This is a genomic window from Sphingomonas sp. So64.6b (assembly GCF_014171475.1).
In the GTDB taxonomy this organism is placed as follows: domain Bacteria; phylum Pseudomonadota; class Alphaproteobacteria; order Sphingomonadales; family Sphingomonadaceae; genus Sphingomonas; species Sphingomonas alpina_A.
In genome coordinates this window covers 3,393,162-3,412,875 of sequence record NZ_CP048817.1, presented here as the reverse complement: position 1 = coordinate 3,412,875, position 19,714 = coordinate 3,393,162, and the positions used below count along the sequence as shown (strand labels likewise).

The following is a 19,714-nucleotide window of genomic DNA, read 5'->3' as shown; positions in this document are numbered from 1 at the left end:
TACGGCCTTAGAAACGGTAACGGACCTGGACGCCATATTGCGCCGGTTCGCCATAGATCGAGTTGATGAACCCCGAATTGTTGTAGCCGGGGTTCGCCGTGACCCGATATTCCTTGTCCAGCACGTTGGTGCCGTAGATCGCCAGGTCAAGCGGCGCACCGCGAACGTCGTTCCATTCGAACCGCAGGTTAAGCAGACCGTAACCCGCGATCGTGTCGAACGGCTGCAATTCCGGCGTGACGCGCTGGCTGGTCTGATAGGACCAGTTCGCGCTCAGCGCCATGTCGCCGGCCGACGGCGCGATGGGCAGCGCCAGCCGTGCGTTCAGGCTGAATTTGTGCTTCGGCACGAAAGAAAATTCGGTTCCGGCAAGGTTGCGGCTCGGCTGGGCAGCGGTCAGTGCCTGGGGAATGGCCGGAATCGCGATCGTGTTGTATTCGAGATACTTGGCCGAATTGTACGAATACACACCGCTAAGCGTCAGGCCCTTGGTCGGGACCAGCGTACCTTCGAACTCAAGACCCATGACACGAGCGCGCTGAGCGTTGGTCAGAATGTCCGCGCCCGCAATCGCGGCGCGCTGGATCACCTGGATATCATTGTACCAGGTATAGAAGGCCGAAATGTTGGTCCGCGCCTGCACGCCGCCGAACGTCCAGTCGCGCTTCAGGCCGATCTCCGCGTCGGTCACCCGCTCTGGTCGAACCGCGAACAACGGGTGCTGTTCGCCGAGGAACAGCGAAACGATCGCATTGCTGGCGCCGGATTTATAACCACGCCGGCTGACCGCATAAAGCAATGTGTGTGCGTCGGCCTGCCAGTCCAGTCCAAGCTGCCATGTCGGCCCGTTGCTCTTCCCCTGGAACTGTACATTCGTGCAGTTAGGATATTTGAGCGTCGGGAAGCCGCCCGCGGCGACCGCGAGGAACGCGTCATAGACGCACAGATTGGCGTTGAGACCGATGATCTGGGCCGCCTGTGCGGGCGTGACCACGCCAAGCGCCGCCAGCCTGTTGAACACATCATAGCTTTGCGCATCCTGATAGCTCTGGATGTCGCCGCCGAAGCGATCCCATGTCCAGCGGAAGCCGGCAGTCGCCGTCAATTCCGGCGTCAGCTTGATCTGTGCCTGGGCATAAAGCGCCTTGCTACGGCCATCCACATGCGCTGAGGGCTGCAGGCTCAGCGCCGGCAATAGCGGGCCATTGACGCCAAGTGCGGCCTGAAGCGCCGGTGGCAGGATGATCGGTCCGCCACCCAGCAAGCCGCCGGCCTGCATGGGATTGACGGTCTGGAAGGTCAGCGGAGCTGGTGTCTTCTGGTCGAGATAGAAACCGCCCACCTGCAGGCGGAGCGGCCCGGTCTCGTAGCGCACCTGAAGCTCTTCCGTGATGGTACGAAGATTGTTGTTATAGCTTCCCGGATAAGCGCCGAGCAGATCGGCGATCGGCAACGGCGTCGAATCCCGGTCGGTGGCGCTGGTCGAGCGCGTCCGGCCGTAGCTGAAGATATTCTTGATCGTCAGCGACTCGCTCGGCCGCCATTCGGTATTGTTGAGGATGAGCAGGTTCGTTGCGACCTCGCGTGTCGCCACGCCAAGGGACGTCTCACGCACGCCACGCGTCTGCTGTGCCTGGAGATAGGGCTGGAGCAATGCGCCATAGGGACGGGCCGGATTGACCGCGAGCAGGATACTACCGCCGCCGTGCTCTTTGACGTCGAGATAGCTGACCGCGGAATAGCTGCTGATCGTGTCCGTGGGATTGAACTGCACGCCCAGCCGCAGGCTGTAATTGTTGCGATTGAGATAGTCGCGGCCCGTCACCACATCGCGGACATAACCATCGCGCTTGTCGAATTGCCCGGCGACCCGGATCGCCAGAATGTCGTCGATGATCGGGATGTTCAGCGCGGCCTGACCGCTTCGCCGCCGGAGATTGCCGAGCGTTCCGTCGATATACCCTTCGGCGACGTTCATCTTGGGGCGGGCGGGCTCCAACAGCACGGCGCCGCCGGTCGTGTTGCGGCCGAACAAGGTGCCCTGTGGTCCTTTCAGCACCTGAAGCGACGCAAGGTCGAAGAAATTGCCCGGACCGCTGACGGTTGAGGGCACTTCGGCGAAATAACCCACCACCCCAGGTCCACTGCCTGTGCCGGGTCCGCCGTTCCCGCCCATTCCGCGGATCGAGTAGGTTTCCTGATTACGCGCGACGTCACCCAGGACGGATAGCGACGGCGTATAATTCTGCAGGTCGGTGCCGGTGTTGATACTCTTTTCGCGCAAGCTATCCTGCGTGAAGGCCGTAATCGATACCGGCACCCGCTGAGCGCGCTCCTCGGTGCGCCGGGCGGTGACCACAATGTCTTCAAGGCCATTGTCATCGGGTGTCGCCGCAGGGGAAGCCGTCGCTGTGGCTGTCGGAGCATCGCCTTGCGGGGTGCTCTGCGCCTGGGCGCCCGCCGCGCCGATCAGAAGCGCCGCCGGGGCCACGCCCCGCGCCAGAACAGACATCATCTTCCGCTGAATCATCGCATCCTCCCCATCCGTGCTGTTTCGCACGGTCTCGCCACTGGCTATCGTTTTATGAAATGCATTTCAATACCTGTTGCAAAAGATTCTTCATGGCAAGGAGGGTTGCCTAGATCGATTTCAGGCGCATACGGCATTTGCATGAGTGACAGCGAACCTGGGCGCAAGCCGAGCAAGATCATGGCGGCCATGACGATGGACGATATCGCGCGCCTCGCGAACGTCTCTAAGCCTACCGTGTCGCGTGCGCTCAACGGCAGCACGCTGGTGTCGGCGAAGACCCGCGATCGTGTGCTCGAGGTGGCGCGCGAGAACGGTTATGCAGTCAATCGTAATGCGCAAAAGCTGCGTCAGGCGCGAACCAACACGGTCGCGGTCGTGCTGGATTTCGGATCGCATCGTCATGGAGCGATCGGCGATCCGTTCATCTTCGAATTGCTTGCTGGCGTGTCGGAAGCATTGTCCGTGCGCGACGTTGATTTGCTCCTGTCGCCCTCGGGCCTCGAGAATGCGGCAGGGTTCATGGAACTCTACCGGTCACGCGGCACCGACGGGTTTATCGTGCTTGGCCAGGGCACGCGTGATGAGATGCTGCGCGATCTGGCACGCAAGGACGTTCCGATGGTCGTATGGGGTGCGGTGAGCCAGACGGCGGGATATTGCGCGATCGGCAGCGATAACCTTGCCGGGGGACGACTGGCCGGTGAGCGCTTCATATCTCAGGGGCGCCGCAAATGGCTGTTTGTCGGCAATATCGGGCACGAGGAAATCCGCTTGCGATATAACGGTCTGTGTGAAGTCGCGGCGAGAATGCCCGAAATCACGATCGACCTGCTGCCGACAGGGTCGATGACCTTCGCCGCAACCTATCAATGCGCAACCGATTACCTGCGCGACGGCTCCAAGCCAGATGCTGTCTTTGCCTTTTCCGACACAGCCGCGATGGCGGTGATCAGCGCATTTCGCGAACAGGATCATCTCACCCCGCGCGATTACTCTCTGGTCGGCTACAACAACATACCACCCAGCGCGCATTTCAATCCGGCAATCACCACGATCGAGCAGGAAACCAGCGTGGCGGGTGCCATCCTGGTGGAGAAACTCATGCAGCGGATCGACGGCGCGCGCCCCAAATCGGTCATGCTGCCCACCCAGATCATCGTGCGGGAAACCTGAGGGTCAGCGATCACGGTGCGGCCGCGTGTGGCCGTAGCAGATGGCTGGCCGCTACATATAAGGGCCATTTTCGCGAAATTGGGCGAGGACTTGCCTGAGCCTGGGTGCGGCAAAATCGAGAAAGCGGCGCATCTTGAGCGGCAGCTGGCCACGCCCTGCATGGACGAGATTGACCGGCAACGGATCGATCTCGAAGTCTGCGAGAATGACCTGCAAAATTCCCGCGTCGAGAGAGTCGGCTACTTGATACCGTAGTAGTTGCGTGGCGCCGACGTCGCACCTTGCAGCATCGGCAGCCGCCTCCGCCGATGAAACGATGAGGCGTGGCGACACCGCCTGCTCGAACGGATGCTTTTCCCCGCGCACCTTGAATTGCCAGGCGGTTTTTATGGTCTGCGTGTTCATGCTCACGCATGGCAGCCGATCGAGCTCATCAGGAGAGGTCGGCGTGCCGTGCCCGGCGAGAAGCGACGGGGTTGCACAAACAACCATCGGCATGGCGCCCACATTTGTCGCCATGAGCCCGCTGTCGGGCAGCCTGCCGATGCGAACCGCCATGTCGACATGATCGTCGATCAGATGCAGGTTTCTGTCCGAAAGGCTCAGGCGAACATCGATATCGGGGAAGCTCGCAAGAAAATCGGCTACCACCGGCAGCACATGCAACCGCCCGAACATGAGCGGCGCGGTGATGACGAGTTCGCCTTTCGGTGTCGTGAACTCGCCTGCGGCTTCGCGCTCCGCATCGTCCAATTGTTCAAGGATTCGCCGTGCCGCAGCGACATAGGCGACGCCAGCATCGGTGAGTGTGAGCTTTCGGGTCGAGCGGATCAGGAGCCGCGTGCCGAGAAGTACCTCGAGATCGGTGAGCTTGCGGCTCACGGTCGGGACCGGAATGCGCAACGCACGTCCGGCGGCGGAAAGGCTCCCTCCTTCGACGACCGCGAGGAGGATGGACATGGCTTCGAAGCGATCCATCTATCTTTCCATTTTCCGGAATAATGGTTTTCAATCATACGGGATTTTGTTGGAAACCGGAAAGCGCCATTTGCCTTCATCAGGCTCACTCCTCATTTCCGGAGAGCGTTCATGTCCTACGGATTCCTCGATATCGCAGTGACGCCCAGCGTCCTCGCCGCGCAGAAAGCGATGGCCAGCGACACGGCCTGGTTGGATTTCAAAGGACATCGCGAGTTCGACCGGTTTACCGAAAACGAAGCGGCTTTCATTGCCGACCGGGACAGCTTCTATATGGCGAGCGTCTCCGAAACGGGATGGCCCTATGTGCAGCACCGCGGTGGACCCAAGGGCTTCCTCAAGGTCATCGACCAGAAGACGCTCGCATTCGCCGATTATCGCGGCAATCGCCAATATATCAGTCTCGGCAATTTCAACGCCGACGACCGCGTTGCGCTGATCCTGATGGACTACGCCAGGCGCGCCCGGCTCAAGATCTACGCCCATGTCGATGTCGTGCCGCTTGACGGTGATTCCGCGCTTGCCGAGGCAGTGTCCATGCCGGATTACAAGGCCAGGCCGGAACGCATCTTTCGGTTGCGGCTCGAAGCATTCGACTGGAATTGTCCGCAACATATTACGCCACGTTTCACCGAGGCGGAAATCGCCGACGCAGTCCGACCGCTGCGCGAACAGCTCAAAGCGCTCAAGAGCGAGAATGCCGGTCTTCGCGCACGGCTTGCTGGAGAAAACCATGAATGAAGAGCGTCCGCCCCTGCCGCCGTTTGACGAAAGCAGTGCTCGCCGGAAGGTGCGGCTTGCCGAAGATGCCTGGAACTCTCAGGATCCCGCCCGTGTCGCATTGGCTTATACTGTCGACAGCCAATGGCGGAATCGTGCTGAGTTTCTTGAAGGCCGTGAGGATATCGAAGCCTTTTTGACGCGAAAATGGTCGTGCGAGCGCGATTATCGGCTGATCAAGGAATTATGGGCTTTTACCGGCAACCGGATTGCCGTGCGCTTCGCCTATGAATGCCGCGACGCGAACGGGCAGTGGTTCCGCGCCTATGGCAACGAAAACTGGGAGTTTGACGAACACGGCCTGATGCGGCGGCGGATCGCCAGCATCAACGACCTGCCGATCGACGAAAGCGACCGCCTTTTCCACTGGCCGTCCGGGCGTCGCCCGGACGATCATCCAGGATTGACCGACCTGGGCCTCTAGCCCGGTCATACAAACGGGAAAGGGTGGATCGATCCAACGCGAATGCGCTCCAGCTTCGATCGGCACTCCGACCGATACCGGTTCCGACGGTCAGCCGCGCACACCCTTCAACTCAGCCCGCTGGTCGACGACGGTGTCGGCCTCGAAGCTCGCGACGGGATAGGCGCAGTAATCGGCCGCATAATAGGCGCTGGGGCGATGATTGCCCGATTCGCCAAGCCCGCCGAACGGCATCGATCCGGCAGCGCCGGTGGTCGGCCGGTTGCGATTGACCACGCCGGCGCGGATCCGCTGCAGGAATGTCTCCCACAGCGCATCGTCATCGGTGACCAGCCCGGCGGACAAGCCGAAACGCGTCGCATTTGCGGCCTCGATCGCGGCGTCGAAATCGGCGACGCGGATCACCTGTAGCACCGGGCCGAACATCTCTTCGTCCGGTGCGTCGATCCCGGTCACGTCGAGGATTATGGGGTTGAGAAAAGCAGTAGGGCGGCCCGCCACGGCCTCGATCCGGCGGATAGGACGCGCGCCACGCCGCACGAGTTCGGCGACCTGTTCGGAGACGCGGGTAGCGGCGGCGGGTGAGATCAGCGGGCCCATGAACGGTTCAGGGTCGTCGTTCCATGCGCCGATCACCAGCCGGTCGGACAGCGCGACAACGGCAGCGACGATCGCATCGCCGGCCGCACCTTGCGGCACGATCAGGCGGCGGGCGCAGGAGCAGCGCTGGCCGGTGGTGATGAAGGCCGACGCGACGACGATCGACGCGATTGCGTCCCCGTCGCCGTCCCAGGCGATGAGCGGGTTGTTGCCGCCCAGTTCGAGCGCGAGGATCACTTTGGGCCGATCGGCGAAGATGCGTGCGAAATGTGCGCCGGCCCCGGCCGATCCGGTGAACAGCAACCCGTCAATATCCTGATCGAGCAATGCCGCGCCGGTATCGCGACCGCCCTGAACGACGGCGAATACGCCCTCCGGCACGCCTGCTTCGCGCATTGCGGCACCGATCAGCTCGCCGGTCAGCGGCGTCTCCTCGGACGGCTTGAACACCACCGTGTTGCCGGCAAGCAGCGCGGGTACGATATGACCGTTGGGCAGATGGCCGGGGAAATTATACGGGCCGAGCACCGCCATCACGCCGTGCGGGCGGTGGCGCAGCACCGCGCGGCCGAACGGCGCGGCCTGTTCGCGGCTGCCGGTGCGTTCGGCATGGGCGGCGATCGACAGGTCGACCTTGCCGATCATCGATGTGATTTCGGTCCGCGTTTCCCACAACGCCTTGCCGGTCTCACGCGAGATCGCGGTGGCCATGGCTTCGGCATTGGCCTTGAGCGCGTCCTGATAGCGGCGGACGACAGCGACCCGTTCGTCAATACTCATTGCTGACCAGGCGGCGAAAGCTTGGCGCGCAGAGGAAACGGCGTCGGCACATTGCTGCGCAGAGGCAGCGGGCCCGGACCAGACGATATCGCCGCTGGCCGGATCGCGTGAATCGAAGGTCGTCATCATATCAGGTTGTCATTGTCCCAAGCATTACGGTGCACGTCTCGTCCATCCGCTCGAGCGCGATATCGGCCTCGGCGTGCGACAATGTAAGGGGGGGAAGCAGGCGATTGCAATTGTTGCCGACCGCAAGGCTGGTGCCGATTTTCAGGTGCCTGCCGCGAAGATCGAGAGTCGATTCGGCGAAGAAGGAGAGATCGATGCGCGTCGCTTCCGTCAACCGTCCGGACAAGGCTTGCTGATCGGTAATCACATATATGACGCTGTGCCGCGATGCCCGCCGACATTTCACACGCTGTAGTTAAGCGACAGTGCGTGATCTTTTCCCGATCAGAGTCGATTGACCGGTTTTGGGGGAGCGTTAAACTACCTCTACTGTCCAAGAGTCGCAAAAATCTGCGGTCTGCAATGTTCGTTGCCAACCGGCCCGGCCTTTCGTCGGGACGGTCGGTTTGATGCGGATCGTGCCACTCAACGAAAACAACCCCGGGTCGCGCACGGGGAAAGCATGTCCGATGCGGTAGGCGAGATGCTTGGCACGAGCGACGCGATTACGCGTCTGCGCGCGCTGACGCCTAAAATCGCCCGCAGTTCCGCTCCGATCCTGATCACCGGCTCCACCGGCACCGGCAAGGAGCATTTCGCACGCGGACTGCATCGCGCAAGCCGCCGGGCTCATGCGCCATTCGTCGCGATCAATTGCGGCGCGATCCCCGACACGCTGTTCGAGGCCGAACTGTTCGGGTTCGAGCGTGGCAGCTTTACCGGTGCCTTCCAGGCACAGAAGGGAAAGGCCGTGCTGGCCGATGGCGGTACCCTGTTCCTCGACGAAATCGGGGAATTACCGCCACTCAGCCAGACCAAATTGCTGCGCATGCTCGAAGAGCGCGAAGTCAATCCGATCGGCGCCCAGCGCCCGGTCAAGGTCGATTTGCGTATCGTCGCGGCGACCAATCGCGCGGTCGAGGAGCAAGTCGAAGAGGGGAGCTTCCGCAGTGATCTCTATTATCGCCTCAATGTCGCGCGCGTCGACTTGCCGGACCTGAGCGAGCGGCGTGAGGATATCGCACTTTACCTCCACCACTTCATCGATCGTTTCAATCGACGCGACGATTGCCGGGTCGGCAGCCCCGACAATGAACTGATGAACGTGCTGCTCGATTATGACTGGCCCGGTAACGTTCGCGAAGTGCGCAATTTCGTCGAAGGGGTCTTCATCGACCCGCCCGACGGCCCGATCGGCGTCTGTCATATTCCCGCCGCCTTCCTTCGGCTGCAGTCGAGCTATTCGCGTAGCAGCGACGAAGAGCGCAACCTTATCCTGTCGGTGCTGGAGAAGACCGACTGGAACAAGGTCGAAGCTGCGAAGGAACTGCACTGGTCGCGCATGACATTGTACCGCAAGCTGACCAAGCACCATGTCACGCGGGGCGGTGCCGGGAGCTAAAGCCTCGCGCTGGCAGCGCCGTGGCGATCCTGTTTCGACACTGGGAAAGAGCGCGCCGATATAAGTCCGGCAAGCGATGATATGCCCGGGTCCGTGTGACGGTTGAATCGCCGCCGGCGACAGGCCGAGGGACAGGGCCGGGGGACAGGGCCGCGGGAGATATGGGACACCAGTCGTGTCGTATCTTTTTCGCGCTACCTCCGCGAGGCGACTAATATAATATCGTTATATATCAAATATTAATGCGACACATAAGGCCTTGGGCATCACTGGGCGCGAGGCGCGGTTTCGATATGATTTCGCCGACGCGATAAACCCTCGGCAGGAGCGGACCGATTTTTACGCTCAAGGCTCCGGGGGCGTAACACTGTCGCAGCCGCGATCGGCGAGTGTGACACAATAGCTGTTACACACCGCCCAAAAAACGGCTGATTTCCGACGAATATCAACTGGCACGCAACCTGCTGAAGCTTGGTAAGCAGGGAGTGACTTGCCCATGAAGCGGTTGAGATCGGTATCGGAAGCAAATGAGCGCGCGGGCGGTGAGCCCGAAGGCGTCGTTGCCGCGATCTACGTCAACTATTTCGAGCTGGGGCATAACCCGTTCGAGTTCCTGATCGATTTCGGCCAGTTCCACCCCGGCCTCGCCGACGGCGAGGGCGCGACCGCGATTCACAGCCGCATCGCGCTCGCCCCGCCTTACGCCAAGATGCTGTCGGCGCTGCTCGCCCGATCGGTGCGCGAGCATGAAACCGAATATGGTCCGATCGCCGTGGTCGGCGCGCTCTCCAGCCCGATCGATTCAGTGCTCAGCCCGCTCGGCGATTTCGAAGAGCGCGCCCGCGCGCTGCGCTCGCAACAGCCCCATTCCACTTCGGCCCCTTCAAACAACCATAGGTGATTCGATGACTGCGCAGATTCGCCCCAACCGCATGGAAGTCAGCGACCGGTTCCCGATGCTCGGCTTTGCCGTTCGCACCGACGAACCCAATGTCGAGGCTGAAGTGGTGCTCGCCAATGACATCGCCCTGTTCGGCGGTCAGAATAGCAACCGGCGCACCGCGGCCAATTTCTATTCCAGCCGGGAGCATGGCACGCTGACGGTGCCGCGCGGCGAGGGCGTCTTTGTCGTACCGCCCGATGTGCTGGCGCGCTTCATCGGCAGTGAGAAGATATTCTTCGGCCTGGCCACCGGCCATGGCGGCAATGGCGGCCTGAATGTCGATGCGCTGCCGCGCGATGGCAGCCCCTATGTGTCGCTGCGCGGCTTTACCGGCCGCACGCTGCGGCGCAATTTCGGTGGCGCGCGCGGGTCGGGCGCGCCGCGTCTGGAATGGACCGGCGATGCGCCCAAGCCCGGTAGCGAAGGCACGAACGGGTCGGGTAAGGGCGCCGCGACGATCACGCCGAACGGCGCCAATGGCACATCGGCGGCGCCCCAGCCTGGCCAGTCTTCGGGCAAATATGACGACGGATTCGGCCCAATGCCGGCGATCCCGGCGCGCGAGAGCAGCTATCGCGGACGCCCGGCAGCGAGCGGCAGGCAAACGGGTGGCAGGCAGGCGGTCGGGATCACGATGAGCAGCGGCACGACCGCCGCCGCCGCGCTCGACTGGATCCGCACCAAGATCGAGCAGGGGGTGCAGGCGGCCGGATCGCATGTCGATCCGCCATCGATCTATTATCTCGGCGACAATAGCAGCATCTTCATCCGCGCCTGGCAGATCACGTTCGGGGCCACCGCGCTGTTCGTGCCGACCAACGGCTTCCTCGCTGCCATCCCGTCACTCGCCGCCGAGACCGGCGTGACATTGTCGATCGGGCCAGTACTCGATACGCCGCTGTTCGGCGGCGGTATCGGCGTGGCGTTCTCGCCCGACGGCCAGGTCGCGCTGTTCGGCGCGGGAGAAATCAGTGCCGATTTCGACGGCCTGCTCGAATTCGTGAAATCGCTCAAGCTCGCGCTCACCGCGAAGATGAAGCTCGGTTATAATCGCGGCGGGCTCGCCAAATTCGCCGATATCAGCACGGTCGCCGGCATCAACGTCGGCGAGGAGATCGTCGGCGGATCGGAAATCTGGCTCGATTCGACCGGCAGCGGCATTGGCGGCGCGGTCAGCATCGGTGTCGGTTTCGCACTGCAGCTCGCCGCGCAACAGGCCCCGGCCCGCCGCGTCGGCATCACGATGAGCAGCGGAACGACGGCCACTGCCGCACTCGACTGGATCCGCGCGAAAATCGAACAGGGCGTGCAACTGGCGGGCGACACGGTGGACCCGCCATCGATGTATTATCTCGGCGACAATAGCAGCATCTTCACGCGCGCCTGGCAAATCGGCCATGGAGCCGCCGCGCTATTCTCGCCATTCAGCGCGTTCCTCGCGGCCTTGCCGGGGCTTGCCCGCGATAGCGGCGTGACCTTGTCGATCGGTCCGGCACTCGACACGCCATTGTTTGGCGCCGGGGTCGGCGCGGTCTTCGCGCCGGATGGGCAGGTCGCCTTGTTCGGAACCGGAGAAATCAGCGCCGACTTCGATAGCTTGAGCGAATTCGTCACCTCGCTGAAACTCGCGCTGCAGGCCAAGATGAAGCTTGGCTATAATCGCGGCGGACTGGCGAAATTTGCCGATCTTCACACCGTTGCCGGGGTGAGCGTCGGTGAGGAACTTGTCGGTGGCGCGGAAATCTGGCTCGATTCGACTGGCAGCGGCATTGGCGGCGCGGTCAGCATCGGCGTCGGCTTCGCGCTGCAGCTGGCGGAGCAGGAAGCCATGGAAGGCAAGGCGGGTTCGCCCGCCTATGTGCCGCCGTCGCTACCGTCCGACCCGCGCCAGCGCGCGACGCGCATCGGCGGCACATTCGGTCAGCGGATCGGCGAGGCACTCGACCTCGGGCTCGATGGTGCGACGATCACGCCGCTGCTCGACAAGCTCGACCCCCCGGCTGCTGCCCCGACTGCAGTGCTGCCGCTTGGCGTGGCCCGGTCGCTGAACGCCACCACCTGGTCGATCAACTGGGACGGCATCGATGCGGTGCCGCAACCGACCGGCAAAAGCTGCTGGGCGACGACACTGTCGATGTTGATCGGCTGGCGCGACAGCAAGAGCGTCATGCCGTCCTGGGTCGCCGAACAATGCGGGCGCAGCATCAACGATGGCTTGCCCTGGGCGAACCGCGCAGATGCCGCTGCCGCACTTGGCCTCGGGACGGTCGCGCCGGCTTGCTACACGCCCGACGGATTTGCCGGCCTGATCGAACAGCATGGCCCGCTCTATGTCGGCAAGATCATGAGCGACACGATCAATTCGGGTCACGCCGTGCTCGTCGTCGGCATGTATTCCGATGGCCAGAATTATTTCGTGCGCGTGGTCGATCCCTGGGATCGCCCGGTCGGCACCCCCGGTGCGCCCGATCCCTATGAGAGTACGCACAGTAGCGGCAGCCGCTACATCATGCGCTACGAGGATTTCCAGAACGAGTATGAAATGGCCGCGGCGGGCAACCCCGCTTATGTCCAGATCATCTATGCCGGGGTTCCTCTGGGGCAGGCGATCAACCGGGGCACCGGCGCGCCATCCGGCTTTGCGATGTCCGCGCCGCAAGCGCGGCGGGCGGGCGCAACGGCATCCCCAGCGCGCCGCGTGCCGGCCAATGCACTCATCGCGCCCGCGGTCGCGGTGGAAATAGGGATCGCTGTCGGATCGGTCATCGGCGGCGCGATCGTCTCCGCATCGGGCACCGACATAACCTATCAGGTCGATTCATATCGCGGCTGGAAGCGACCGCGACAGCTCGATGCCCAGGCGCCGCTCAACACGGTCGAAGACGCGTCGATCACGATCGATTGGGATGACGATTCGATCCTCGATTCGATCGGGATGAAGCTCGACATTCGCTGGCAATATGACGGCTGGTCGCTCGGCAACGTCATCATGGTTGCGCATGGCTTCAACGATGCCGTCGGCGATGCGCTGGCCGTGCATGCGCAGATTTCGGAAACCGATAAACCCTTTATCGGCACGAGCCCGACCAGTGCACCGCGCTACATCAACAATCCCGGGGCGATGCTGGTCGTGACGATCACCTATCGTCGCGAGCGCATGGTGCGGGGCGACGAGGTCTATGAAAAGGTCATCACGTTGCTGCCGACCGGCCAGTACGTCGAATCCGGTCGCGAACTCTGAGCCAGGGACAGAGATCGATCATGGCATCGTCCTACGGCTCCCCGCCCGCGCACCGGTCGCTCCAGGCATCGAAGCGTGTTCCCGCCAGCGCCCTGGCGGGGGACTTCTGGGGTGACCGGTCCGGGACCGCGCCCGCTGGCGGCGGCAGCGATATGTCCGAAACGACGACCGAAACGTCGCCCACGCCCGCCAGCACCAAGGCGCCGCCCGCGACGGAAACGCTTGGCCGCCGGGCGGGCGCGGTCACCGATGAGCTCGACTTTCCCGAATTCGTCTCATCGCTGATCCATGGCACCTGGGACGCAATGGTCGACTCGTCGATCCGCCAGATGGACGCCTATGCCGATCTGGTCGCGGCGATTTCCAAGCCGATGGCGCAGTTCCGCGAAGAGAATGTCACCGCGAACCAGGCGCGAGACTGGCTCGTCTCGCAATATCCCGGCGACCTCGCTCTGGCACGCGACGATAGCGGTGTCGCGGTCGTGCCGCGCGGTGCGCTCGACGAGTTCGGCAGCGGTCCGTCGCCGGACTGGCTACGCGATTTCGGTGCCGCCGATCAGCCGCTCACCCCCGAGCTGATCGAGGAAGTGCTGATACCCGCCGCGCGCGACCGGCTGGCGGGCGACCGCATGCAGACCCTGGCGACATTGGTCATGCTCGGCATGAACCGCATCGTCGTGCGCGACGGCTCGATCACCGCGCGGCTGAAGTTCCGCGCGGCGGCCAGCGACAAATCGTCGGTCGATTATGCCGTCAGCGACGATCCCGGCAGCGCGACGCCGTCGGGCAATTGGTCGACCCGCGGCAGTACCGCCTATGCGGCACCCGTGACCAAGGTATCGACGGTCGGCGTCAACGCGCAGACCGACACGACGATGAATGCCGAACTGTTTGGTGAAGTGAAGATCAATTTCGCCAGCGAGACGATCCCGCTCGACCGTTTCGCCGACGATGCGCGCCGGACTATGCTCGAACGCGCCGCGCGGCCGATGCCGCCCGCTGCTTCCGCCACGGCACCGGCTCCCGCCGTCCCGCCCGCTACGATCGCTCCGGCCGCAATTGCTGCGCCACCGCCGCCGCCGGTCGCAGCGCCGCCCGTCCTCGCACCAGCCTCGATCATCACCCCATCACAGCCGATCGGCGCAACCTCATGACGTCCGCCCGCCGCCCGCTCGAAGACATGATCGGCGAGCTCGCCGACAGCATGATCGCGTTGCCCGAGACGCAAGCGGGCGGCGGGCTGCGCACCACCCGCATCGAACTCACCTTGCCGGTCGAAACGCGCGTCACGCGCGGTCCTGCGGGGCTGCGCATCGAAGCGGACATGCCGCGCACCCATACGCGAACCGATTTCGACTTGCCGGTCGGCCGCTTCACGCTGACCCTGACCGAAGTGCCGGTCGAGGCCGTGTCATGATCGGCAACGGCTCCATCGCGCTGGAGGATTTCATCCAGGCGGTCCAGCTTCAGCTCGACACCGCCCAGACGCGCATGAGCCTCAAGGCGCAGAACGACAGGCTGCCGCTGACCTTCGCGATCCGCGACATCGCGATGGATCTGAAAGCGCATGTCGAACTCGACGACGGCGAAATCCGCATTCGTCCGGCTGGTCCGCAGGACAAGGATCCGACGGTCCTGAAGCTGACCTTCACCGCGATCACGCGGCCGATGATCGAGGAAAACGCGGTCCAGCTCGCGGTCGATAACAAGGACGATGTCCTGTTGTCGTCGCTTGGCGATGACGAGCTTGACCAGGACGAACGCCGCCGGCTCGAGGGCATCGGCGTGCGCACCGTCTCCAAGCTCAACGAAATCCGCAAACAGGGATTGGGCGGATCGGTCGGGCGGATCACGCGGCTGCCGATCGACAAGCTGGAAAGCGTGCTGTCACGCGCCACCCGGCCCTTGGTCGACGATGTGTCGAGCGAACCCGATGGTGCCGACGAGCTGCGCCAGCGGCTGCGTATCAAGGGGCGCAATTTGCTGCGCGATGGCACGCCGCCGCGCGTGTCGATCGCCGGGCGACCAGTCAATGTCGTCCATGCAAGCGATACCGAAATCGTGCTGGCGCCGGATATCGACCAGCTCGCCGGACAGATGAGCCTGAGCCACGACAGCAAGGCGCCGACCGAATTGTGGTTCGACCAGAGCCATGCCGCGCCGCCGCTGATGCAGCCCATCATCGAGGGCAATGGTGCGCTCTACGGCAATGGAGGCCACGCATGAGCGTCAGCCGCGCCATCCTGCCCTGGGCGCATCGCTCGGGTGCCTATGCATTGCCGACCAGCCTGCTCGTGCGGCTGAAGCTGGGCGAAGTGCCTGCCGGGATTCCGGCCGCGCTCGACGTCCGGCGCAAAGCCGCGTTGCCGGCCGACAGCACCGGGCACGGTGCGCTCGACCGTGTGGTGAGCAGTTTTGGCAGCCATGTACAGGTGTCGCGGCTCCATGCCGCGGCGCGGGCGCTGCGCAACGTCGGCGCGCGCAATATGGGGTATAGCGAGGAAGAGGAGGTGTCGGGCATCGCCCGCGTCCTGCGCTTCGACGTGGCCGAGGGCACTCATGTCGGGTCGCTCGCCATCTCGCTGATGCAACTCGATCTGGTCGAGTCCGCGATCCCCAATTATATCACCACCGTCGGTCTCGACGGGCCCGATATGCCACGGCGTCCTTCTGGCGATGATGATGGCTGGGATCCGCGCGACCTGGTCAATGCGCGGCGCGCTCTCGCCTATGAAGGCGGCGATGCCAGCGTCATCGTCGGTGTCGTCGACAGCGGGCTGGCGCTGGAGCATCCCGAATTCGCCGGCCGGCTGCGCCATGGCTATGACACGGTGCAACTGGGCAAGGGCGAACTGGCCGGCGGCGTCGCGTTGCTCGGCGACAATCAGGGTGCCGATACCAACCCCACCGACCGCTATGTCGGCCATGGCACGGGCTGTGCCGGGATCATCGGCGGGTGCGGCAGCGAGATGCCGCCGGGCCTTGGCGGCGACTGCCGCATGCTCCCGTTGCGCGCGCTGGGCGCCGCGCGCTTCCCCGGGCGCGATGCCGCGGTGGGCGTCGGCGCGCTCAGCGATCTCGACATGGCGCTGGTCATGGCGGCGCAGCTCGGCGCGAAAGTCATTAATTGCAGCTTTGGCACCGAGGATGACGCGCTCGAACCCGGCGCGCCGAAACCACATGCCGAGGCGGTGGCTTTCGCGACCGCGCGTGGCTGCGCGCTGGTCGCGGCATCGGGCAATAGCGGCGACGACCATATCTATTGGCCCGCGGCATTTCCCGATGTCATCGCGGTCGGTTCGGTTGCGCTCGACCGGTCGGTCAGCAGCTTCTCGACGCATGGCAAGCACGTCGCGCTTTGCGCGCCCGGCGAGCGCGTCCGGACCGCGTCGCTCGATGGTTATCAGAGCGCGACCGGTACCAGCTTCGCCGCGCCCTTCGTCGCCGGTGCCGCCGCCTTGCTTGTCGCGCGCGCCAACACCCGCGCCGCCGCGCTCGACCCGGCGACGATCAAGTCATTGCTGATCGACAGCGCGCAACCGCACCGCGGCGACGTCGGCCCCGGCAATGGCGCGGGCGTGCTTGATGCCGCGCGCGCGCTCGAACTGCTCGATCAGGCGCTCGACGCCGATGAAACGACTGAATTGGGAGGTGCCGATGACGGCTGATCCACCCTCCGCCCGGCACTGAACCGACACCCATACTCTCTTCGAAAGGAACACCGACATGGCCACCTCGACAACCCCGACCCAACCCGCTTCTCCCGCGTCGCCATCCGGCGGTGCATCCGGAGGGGGCGGCAGCGGCGGCATCAAGATCGTCAACGTCAATTTCTTCGACATTCGCGATCGCGAAAACACTGCGCGGAGCGACGTCCGCGCCGACTGGCAGATGCTCGAACAGCGCAAGCAGAAGGTCGGCACGCTGGGCGAGGACGACCAGGCCGAACATGCTCGCCTGACCAAGCTGCTTGCCGTGGTGAACGGCACCGCCACCAAGGCGCCGCAATTCATCGATCCGCTGTTCGGCGCGGCGCGGCACTTGCTCCGGCAGGACCATCTCGGCCTGCAGCCGATCGAGGTCGAGCATAGCGGTTTCACGCCCGCGTCCAGTGCCAAACTGACTTTTCCCAAGCTCGCCAATGCTGACGAAGCGACGCGTGACCGCGAAGTCGCACGGATCGGCCTGGTCATCGGCCTGCTGCAATTGTGGAAGGCGCCGCTGCCGCGCCTGATCGCGGATTCGGCCGGCGAGGTGAAGGCCGACGACACCGGCCCGAACTACGGTGAGTTCGGTGAACAGCTGGTCAAGGCGATGGCGCGTGTCTCCACGCGCATCGATCTTGCCGTGCGGATCCTCAAGACGATGTCCGACGCGGTCAATGTCGCGGGCGACGCGCGCGAGCCGGAAATATCGAGCCTCGAATATGCGCAGGTTTTCGAAAAGCTGGTCGAGCGCAATATCTCGGCGAAGGACCCCAACCTGAAGCCGCAGGTCGAGGAATCGTTCGGGCGCGTACAGGATATCGGCGCCGACAAACCGATGCACGAATTCGAGATCAACCTGCCCGACCTCGAAGCGACGACCGAGTTCGAAGTGGTCGGCGATCATTGCCGCCTGATGGGCTCGTTCATCTTCGCATCGGCATTCGAGGAGCTGAAGGCGTTCCAGGTCGTCGACAAGCTGGTCGAGATGTCGCAGCGCGGCGAGATTCCGTTGATCCGCGGGCCCGCAGGCACGCAACTCTACAGCTATTGGCGCGAAGCCCCGAACCGGATGAGCGAAGTCGAGCGGCAGAATTTCTACGCCATGACGCTTGGCCTGCCGACCGGTCAGCCCGGTGTATCGGTCAATAGCGACTTCCAGGACCTGTGGCTGCGCTTCGTCTCGTCGGTGTCGTCGCTGGTTCGCGAAAGCCGCGTCGATCGCCTGATCCGCTCCTCGCTGCCGGTCGCGATCAACCAGCAACAGGTGAAGAAGGCGGCGCGCGACCTTGCGGTCAACATGTCGTCGCGCGGTTATGGCATGATCTTCTATGCCGCCGCCGATCTGCAGAAGCAGATCAACGACATGATTGCGTTGCTGCGCGATCCGGAACTGCGCGCGGCGTTCGGTGCTCGCGACATGTGGGGCGTGATCGACCAGATCGCCCAGACCGAATTGGGCGGCGCCCGCAACTCGTCCAAATATCGCATGCTGGCGACGAGCGGCGCGATCATCACCAACTGGATCGCCAACCATACCGACCGGCTGCGTGATCCGACCGCACCGATGGTCGAGCTGCGCGATGTCGAGAATCCGCCGGCGCGCGCGTCGGGCCAGACACCCGTGTCCAAGCCGACCGACTATGATCTCGTCAACGCGTGCGAGATGTGGCTGGCGGACTCGGCGATGGGCGAAGACCGCGTCGAGCAGATGTCGCAGCCGCGCGAATCGCCGCAGGTCACCGCCCGCCCGATCCAGATTCCATCGATCGCGCGCGACCTGCTCGAAGGAACCGGGCTCGGCCTGGGCATGGGCTTCGACCCGGGGCTCTCGCGGGCAAACGGCCGCGCCAACGGCCATGGCAGCTATGCGGGCTATTGATAGCCACGCCCGCACAAGGAGGATTGCGCCATGCGCTACGAACCATTGAGCCGACGGATCAAGACCCGCCTGATGACGGCGTCGCGCTCGCTCCGCACCGCCGACCCGGGGCACTTCGTCAACAACATGATCGAGGACAGCTTCGCATATCCGATGGGCGACCGGCGCTATGAGGATAATCCGCTGTTGCGCGGTGCTGCGCCGTTCGTGCCGAAATTCGGTGCGGCGCAGCCTCGTACGCTGGCCTTCGACCTGGAACCGCTCGGTCCCGATGCGTCGGCAGGCGACCGGCGCGACGCCGCCACGCGCGAGATGCGGCGCCTCGTCGCCGACAATTTCGGCAATGAAGCGCTGCATTGGTATGACGGCGCAAGCGAAAGCAAGCGCGGCCTGTCGCGGTCCTCCGCGCTCAATTACGGCGCATTCTTCGGATCGAGTTTCGATGCCAACGGCCTGCAATCGGCGACCGTCACCTATGAGGGCGGCTCGGGCGCGACGAACGACGTCAACCCGGCGCTGGCACGACTGATCGGCGCTGCTATGTCGACCATGCCGGGCATGCGGCCGGTATTCACCACGCTTGTCGCGGGCCGGGATTATGGCAGCCAGATGGTCACCTTCCTGATGACCAACGGCTTCCGCCTTGCCGAGATGCAGCCGATGCTCGACGAACTCGGGCTGGGCAAGCGGCTCGCCAGCATTCTCCAGGTGATCGGCGTCGCGCTTGGCGGGCGCTTCGAGATCCCGCCCGGCGCTGCGCTGGTCGCATTCGGCCGCAGCCCGCAAGGTGTCGAACTCGAACTGCAGGTGATGCTCGACGCGATCCCCGACGTGCCGCCGAATTTCCTGCAATTGCTGACCATGAACTTGCGCGAGCGTCCGCGCGAACTGGGCACGCTGGAACGCTTTCTCGAGGCCTTTACGCCGGAAGACAATGTCTGGCCGGGGCGCTTCAGCATCCTGAGCGTCAAGATCGCGCCCTCGGGCCCACCCAAGATCGGCCTGTTCCTGCGTCCGGTCGAGTTCGAGATCAGCCCGTCCGCCGGGCTCGTGTCCGAGGGGACGCCACTGTCGGTGCACTGAGCCGCACCGTCACCGCTCTGTTG

The 19,714-nt window shown here is 63.8% G+C and carries 16 protein-coding genes; 12 read left to right on the top strand and 4 right to left on the bottom strand.

Annotation, left to right across the window (positions count from 1 at the left end):
- Positions 1-7: 7 nt before the first annotated feature.
- Positions 8-2,491 (bottom strand): TonB-dependent receptor, encoded by a 2,484-nt coding sequence (locus G4G27_RS16355; protein ID WP_244624369.1) that lies wholly within the window; start codon positions 2,489-2,491, stop codon positions 8-10.
- Between G4G27_RS16355 and G4G27_RS16350 the strand changes: the two genes are divergently transcribed.
- The gene (locus G4G27_RS16350; RefSeq protein WP_244624368.1) at positions 2,432-3,706 is read left to right on the top strand and encodes a LacI family DNA-binding transcriptional regulator; all 1,275 of its coding nucleotides are present in this window, start codon (positions 2,432-2,434) and stop codon (positions 3,704-3,706) included. The two genes, G4G27_RS16355 and G4G27_RS16350, sit on opposite strands and share 60 nt — an antisense overlap.
- Positions 3,707-3,757: 51 nt before the next feature.
- On the opposite strand, the gene G4G27_RS16345 is transcribed toward G4G27_RS16350, so the two are convergent.
- On the bottom strand, positions 3,758-4,684 hold the full coding sequence (locus G4G27_RS16345; protein ID WP_183109635.1) for a LysR family transcriptional regulator: 927 nt from the start codon (positions 4,682-4,684) through the stop codon (positions 3,758-3,760).
- Positions 4,685-4,795: 111 nt separating this feature from the next.
- Here G4G27_RS16345 and G4G27_RS16340 point away from each other — a divergent pair, with 111 nt between their 5' ends.
- Together G4G27_RS16340 and G4G27_RS16335 are read left to right on the top strand one after the other, a co-directional pair.
- Positions 4,796-5,425 (top strand): pyridoxamine 5'-phosphate oxidase family protein, encoded by a 630-nt coding sequence (locus tag G4G27_RS16340; RefSeq protein ID WP_183109634.1) that lies wholly within the window; start codon positions 4,796-4,798, stop codon positions 5,423-5,425.
- The gene (locus G4G27_RS16335; protein WP_183113853.1) at positions 5,418-5,888 is read left to right on the top strand and encodes a nuclear transport factor 2 family protein; all 471 of its coding nucleotides are present in this window, start codon (positions 5,418-5,420) and stop codon (positions 5,886-5,888) included. The genes G4G27_RS16340 and G4G27_RS16335 overlap by 8 nt, the downstream gene beginning before the upstream one ends.
- Positions 5,889-5,978: 90 nt before the next feature.
- On the opposite strand, the gene astD is transcribed toward G4G27_RS16335, so the two are convergent.
- Positions 5,979-7,394, bottom strand: a complete 1,416-nt coding sequence (astD, locus tag G4G27_RS16330; protein ID WP_183113852.1) for a succinylglutamate-semialdehyde dehydrogenase — start codon at positions 7,392-7,394, stop codon at positions 5,979-5,981.
- A gap of 4 nt (positions 7,395-7,398) precedes the next feature.
- Complete coding sequence (locus G4G27_RS16325) at positions 7,399-7,644, bottom strand: hypothetical protein (RefSeq protein WP_183109633.1); 246 nt, start codon at positions 7,642-7,644, stop codon at positions 7,399-7,401.
- Between the two features lie 255 nt (positions 7,645-7,899).
- Here G4G27_RS16325 and G4G27_RS16320 point away from each other — a divergent pair, with 255 nt between their 5' ends.
- The 9 genes from G4G27_RS16320 to G4G27_RS16280 all read left to right on the top strand — a co-directional run bounded on the left by G4G27_RS16320 (position 7,900) and on the right by G4G27_RS16280 (position 19,691).
- Positions 7,900-8,838, top strand: coding sequence for a sigma 54-interacting transcriptional regulator (locus G4G27_RS16320; protein ID WP_202049594.1), 939 nt, complete (start codon positions 7,900-7,902; stop codon positions 8,836-8,838).
- Between the two features lie 496 nt (positions 8,839-9,334).
- A complete protein-coding gene (locus G4G27_RS16315) occupies positions 9,335-9,739 on the top strand; it encodes a DUF3467 domain-containing protein (RefSeq protein ID WP_183109632.1) in 405 nt (134 codons plus the stop codon).
- A 4-nt stretch (positions 9,740-9,743) separates the two neighbouring features.
- Positions 9,744-13,022 (top strand): papain-like cysteine protease family protein, encoded by a 3,279-nt coding sequence (locus G4G27_RS16310; RefSeq protein WP_183109631.1) that lies wholly within the window; start codon positions 9,744-9,746, stop codon positions 13,020-13,022.
- Positions 13,023-13,042: 20 nt separating this feature from the next.
- Positions 13,043-14,176 (top strand): hypothetical protein, encoded by a 1,134-nt coding sequence (locus tag G4G27_RS16305; protein WP_183109630.1) that lies wholly within the window; start codon positions 13,043-13,045, stop codon positions 14,174-14,176.
- Positions 14,173-14,439 (top strand): hypothetical protein, encoded by a 267-nt coding sequence (locus tag G4G27_RS16300; protein WP_183109629.1) that lies wholly within the window; start codon positions 14,173-14,175, stop codon positions 14,437-14,439. The genes G4G27_RS16305 and G4G27_RS16300 overlap by 4 nt, the downstream gene beginning before the upstream one ends.
- A complete protein-coding gene (locus G4G27_RS16295) occupies positions 14,436-15,248 on the top strand; it encodes an IPT/TIG domain-containing protein (RefSeq protein WP_183109628.1) in 813 nt (270 codons plus the stop codon). The genes G4G27_RS16300 and G4G27_RS16295 overlap by 4 nt, the downstream gene beginning before the upstream one ends.
- Positions 15,245-16,690 carry a S8 family serine peptidase gene (locus tag G4G27_RS16290; RefSeq protein ID WP_183109627.1) on the top strand — a complete coding sequence of 482 codons (1,446 nt, stop codon included), beginning with the start codon at positions 15,245-15,247 and terminating at the stop codon, positions 16,688-16,690. The genes G4G27_RS16295 and G4G27_RS16290 overlap by 4 nt, the downstream gene beginning before the upstream one ends.
- 58 nt (positions 16,691-16,748) lie before the next feature.
- Positions 16,749-18,608 carry a hypothetical protein gene (locus tag G4G27_RS16285; protein ID WP_183109626.1) on the top strand — a complete coding sequence of 620 codons (1,860 nt, stop codon included), beginning with the start codon at positions 16,749-16,751 and terminating at the stop codon, positions 18,606-18,608.
- Positions 18,609-18,638: 30 nt separating this feature from the next.
- Entirely contained in the window at positions 18,639-19,691 is a 1,053-nt protein-coding gene (locus G4G27_RS16280; RefSeq protein WP_183109625.1) for a hypothetical protein, read from the top strand.
- Positions 19,692-19,714 lie beyond the last annotated feature (23 nt).